3 protein-coding genes and 1 pseudogene are annotated in these 4,641 nt (G+C 61.5%); 2 read left to right on the top strand and 2 right to left on the bottom strand.

The genetic code is table 11. The features are described from left to right. Both ACN0X0_RS23150 and ACN0X0_RS23145 read left to right on the top strand, forming a co-directional pair. Positions 1 to 328, top strand: a pseudogene (locus ACN0X0_RS23150) (hypothetical protein); the annotation flags it as partial. Between the two features lie 12 nt (positions 329 to 340). After that, positions 341 to 1,918 carry a GMC family oxidoreductase gene (locus ACN0X0_RS23145; RefSeq protein WP_417281152.1) on the top strand — a complete coding sequence of 526 codons (1,578 nt, stop codon included), beginning with the start codon at positions 341 to 343 and terminating at the stop codon, positions 1,916 to 1,918. A 45-nt stretch (positions 1,919 to 1,963) separates the two neighbouring features. Here ACN0X0_RS23145 and ACN0X0_RS23140 read toward each other — a convergent pair whose 3' ends face one another. Both ACN0X0_RS23140 and lipA read right to left on the bottom strand, forming a co-directional pair. Beyond that, positions 1,964 to 3,700 (bottom strand): sigma-54-dependent Fis family transcriptional regulator, encoded by a 1,737-nt coding sequence (locus ACN0X0_RS23140; protein ID WP_417281151.1) that lies wholly within the window; start codon positions 3,698 to 3,700, stop codon positions 1,964 to 1,966. 47 nt (positions 3,701 to 3,747) lie between these two features. Further along, positions 3,748 to 4,641, bottom strand: an 894-nt coding sequence (gene lipA, locus ACN0X0_RS23135; protein ID WP_417281150.1) for a lipoyl synthase, incomplete at its 5' end; no start/stop codon positions are given.

Raw genomic sequence — 4,641 nt, 5'->3', positions numbered from 1 at the left:
GGACGCGGAGAACGCCAAGGGGTTGACCGACGGGTTGGCCAAAATCGAGGCGCAGTCGCAAGCGCTTTTCGGGACCGGCTACACCGACATCGATGATCCTGACGCCCGCGAGGGCCTGCTGCGTCATTTCCAAAACGAGGGCTTTTTCCAGTCTGTGCGGTGGATGGCCTATTTCGGCATCTACGACAACAAAGAGGTCTGGCCCCTGTTTGGATACGAGGGCTCCTCGGTGGAATACGGCGGCTATATCGACCGCGGATTTTCGGACATCACGTTCGTGCCCGAGGGGCCGACCTTGGACGAGCGCCTTGCGCAGGTTCAGGACTAAGGGAGAGGTATCATGGCACAATTTGATCTTAACGACGATTCTGTCGTCGTCATCATCGGCTCGGGCGCGGGGGGCGGCACCCTGGCCAACGAGCTGGCCCAGAAGGGTATCAAGTCGGTTGTCCTTGAAGCGGGGAAACGTTTCGACATGGGCGACATCGAAAACGACGAATGGGCGATGTTCAACAAAATCTCTTGGCTGGACAAACGCTATTCGGGCGGTGGCTGGCATGGGGCTGTAAACCACCCCAACCTCCCGGCCTGGATCGTGAAGGGCTTTGGCGGTTCGACCGTCCACTGGGCGGGCGTTGCGCTGCGGTTCAAGGAGTACGAGTTCAAGACACGTACGCATTACGGCACCATCGATGGCGCCAATGTCGAGGACTGGCCGGTCTCACTGGAGGAGATGACCCCCTGGTATGAGAAAGCCGAACTCAAAATGGGCGTGACCGGTAAGACCACGGGGATGCCACACCTGCCTTGGAACAACGGCTTTCGGGTGCTGGCCGAGGGATGCCGCCGCACCGGGCGTACAGATTACAATTCGGGGCCGATGGCCATCAACTCGGTCGAGCGGGACGGGCGACCGGCCTGTCATCAGATCGGGTTTTGTATGCAGGGCTGTGCGATTGGGGCGAAATGGTCGACCATGTACACAGAACTGCCGCGCGCCGAGGACACCGGCCTGTGCGAAATCCGGACCGATGCGATGGTCCTGAAGATCGAGCATAACGCGGCAGGGAAGGCCAGCGGCGTTCTTTATGCCGATGCGGACGGCAACCAACACCTGCAAAAAGCGCGGGTGGTCTGTGTCGCTGGCAACTCGATCGAAAGCCCGCGGCTTTTGCTCAATTCGGCGTCGTCGATGTTCCCCGATGGGCTGGCCAACAGCTCGGGTCAGGTGGGCAAGAACTACATGAACCACACCACTGGGGGTGTTTACGCGGTGCTGCCGGAGAAAGTGCACATGTTCCGTGGCACCTCGGTCGCGGGGATCGTGGGGGATGAGGTCTATCACGATGCCGCGCGCGGATTCAGCGGCGGTTACTATCTGGAATTCCTGTCTCTGGGCCTGCCGTTTATGGCGGCGTTCCTTGAGCCGGGGAATACGGGGTGGGGACGCAGTGTCACCCAAGCGCTGGAAGCCTACGACCGGATGTCAGGTGTCTGGGTTCTGGGCGAGGATCTGGCGCAGGAACGCAACGGCATCACCTTGCATGACAGCGAGGTCGATCAGCACGGGCTTCCGGTTCCGATCGTGTCCAAGACACCGCATAACAACGACTACGAGATGACTGAGCACATGTACGAAACCTCGGCTCAGATCTACGAAGCCGTGGGCGCGACGGATGTCTACGAGCTGCCTGCCTATCCGGCCACCCACAACATGGGGACCAACCGGATGCATGCAGACCCCGATAAAGGCGTGGTCAATGCCTACGGTCAGGCGCATGACATTTCCAACCTGTTTGTGTCAGACGGCAGTCAATTCACCTCGTCTGCGGCGTGTAACCCGACCCTGACCATCGTGGCGCTGGCCATTCGACAGGCGGAATACATCGCGCAGGAGATGAGCGCCCGCAACATCTGAGGCGGGCACTTGCCGGGAGCGGCCAGGTCTTGGACCTGGTCGTTTTCATTCGGGGCGTTGCAATCCTTCGGAGGCGATCCAACGATTGATCGTCGCGCGGCTGACGCCGAGCAGTCGGGCGGCCTTGGTGACGTTCCAGTCGGCGCTGTTCAGGGCGTCACGCAGCGAATGCCGAGCCAGGTCCCGTTTTGATGTGGCCGGGCGGTTGCGGATTCTGTCCGGCAGATCGGTCACGTTGATCATCGTGCCATTGCCGCAGATCAGCGCCTCGCGCAGGACAGCGCGCATCTCGCGCTGATTGCCGGGCCAATCATAGTCACAGAGCAAGGTCATCGCCTGATCGGAGACCTGGGGCGGGTTGGCACGGTCCTGCGCCAGATGAGTCTGGATGATATCGGCAACCTCGCGCTGTCGCAGGGGGGGCAGGTCCAGCACGGACTGGCCGACAAGATATAGCAGGTCAGGTTGTAAGCGATCGTTCTCCTGCAACTGTTCCCAAGGTTGGTCCGAGGTGAACAGCACCAGCGCCCGGTCTTCGTTGTAGCGGTCGCCGTTGGCACGATCATCATCCTCCAGAAACTGTTTCAGCCGGGTTTGCGTCGGGTCGTCCAACTGTTCGATATTTTGCAGAACCAGCGTGGGCGACACCCGGTCAACCGGGTAATCCCCCAGAAAACGCATCGCCTCCAACGCTTCGGCCACGGCCTCGGCGGCGTTGGGGCTACTGGCGTCCACTGTTACGCCAGTGGGGCTGATCAAACCAAGATCGGCAATGATCGCCTTGGCGAAGTCGCGGCTGTCCCCGCCTGTCTCGCCACAGATCAAGAGCGGCACGCGATAGGCGGTCAACTTGCGGGCGCGTTCGATCAGCTTGGGCAGTGTGGCCCCCTGATAGGTGAAACCCGCAAGAGGACCGGTTTTGTTCAACCGCGCCGGGACATGCGGTGCAGCGGCATTGACGAAATAGCGACGCGGCGGCACGCGGGCCGGGCCCCGCAGGCTGATCTCGAGGTTGTGCAGGTCCGACAGGTGCCGCCCGACAAGGTTCTGATGCGGGGCCGGGCGCGCGTCATCGCGCCATAACGGCAGGCTGAAGACCACCGCCCCCCGGTCGTCACAGGCCACCAGCGTTTCGAAACACCGCCGTGTTTCGGGGTCGCGCGACATAAGCCGGGCGGTCATTTTGTCCGAATGGAAATTGCGGAACAGGCGAGTCTGGAACTGGCGGGTGGCTCGGTGCAGCGTTTGTTCACACAGGCCGATTTCATCCGGTCGACGACCGACCGCTCCGACCAGCGTCACCGACCCGATCAAATTGTTCTGGGCATCGGTCAGCGGCGCCGAGCTACAGGCAAAACGCGAGAAGCACCGATAGAAATGATCCTCGCCCGAAACAGTCAGGACGCGACCCGCCGTCAAGGCAACGCTGATCCCGTTGGTGCCAGCCAGTTTCTCGTTCCAGATGCCTCCGGCAGTCAGACCACTGCGCTGAAAATCGGCCTCGACGCCGTCGGGGGCGTAGCTTTCGAGCACAACGCCTTCGGCATCGGTGACCAACAGGCAATACCGGCTTTTGACGGGCAGCAGCGTGCTACGGTCCAGTTCGGACGCGGCGCCACCGATCAGGTCCTGAAACTGTTCGCGGCGTTGAGCGATCTCTGCGCCCTGCAGGCGCAGGATCGGCGCACGTGTTCCCACCGATAGCCGGTGTTGCTGTGTCGAGCGCGCCTTGGACAGATCGACCAAGTCGCGCAGCGCCTCTTTATGATCTGAGGCCATCATGATTTTCCTCCCATTGCCGGGTCGCAGGGTCCGGCAATCCCTCCTGATTATTGCGTGAAAACCCCCTTTTGTCCAAGTCCCGCCTTGGTCTCGGATCGCAGCGCCTGAAGTTTTTGGAAATCGGCATCGGCGTGATAGCTGGATCGGGTCAGGGGCGAGGCCGCAACCATCAGAAATCCTTTGCCCAATGCGGCGGTCTTCAGGGCGGCAAAGTCTTCCGGTGTGACGTATTGTGCGACGGGATGATGTTTCGGCGTCGGTTGCAGATATTGCCCGATGGTCAGGAAATCGACGCCCGCCGCCCGCAGATCATCCATCACCTGATGCACGGACTGGCGATCCTCGCCCAACCCGACCATCAGCCCCGATTTGGTAAAGATCGAGGGGTCGCGCTGCCGGACCCGGTCCAACAGGCGCAGCGAGTGATAATAGCGCGCACCGGGCCGGACTTGTGGATAAAGCCCCGGCACGGTTTCAAGGTTGTGGTTGAAGACATCGGGCCGCGCATCGACCACCGCATCCACCACGGCGGGATCGCATTTCAGGAAATCCGGCGTCAGAATCTCGATGGTGGTGTCGGGGTTGGACTGGCGGATGGCACGGATCGTGTGCACGAAATGCGCCGCGCCGCCATCCTCAAGATCGTCGCGGTCGACAGAGGTGATCACGACATGCCGCAGCCCCAGGCTGGCCACCGCCTTGGCCACCCGTCCGGGTTCGAACGGATCCAGAGCCTCGGGTCGGCCGGTGGCCACATTGCAAAAGGTGCAGCCGCGTGTGCAGGTGTCGCCCATGATCATCATGGTTGCGTGACCCTGTTCCCAGCATTCGCCCAGATTGGGACAACTGGCCTCTTCGCACACGGTGGTCACCTTCGCGTCGCGAACGAGAGTCTTTGTTCGGGAATACCCCGAGCCCGAAGGGGCCCTGACGCGAATCCA

Source organism: Celeribacter sp., assembly GCF_048270365.1.
Taxonomy (GTDB): Bacteria; Pseudomonadota; Alphaproteobacteria; order Rhodobacterales; family Rhodobacteraceae; genus Celeribacter.
Note: the sequence above shows the minus strand (reverse complement) of the source record. Positions and strands in the feature narration are given on the sequence as shown.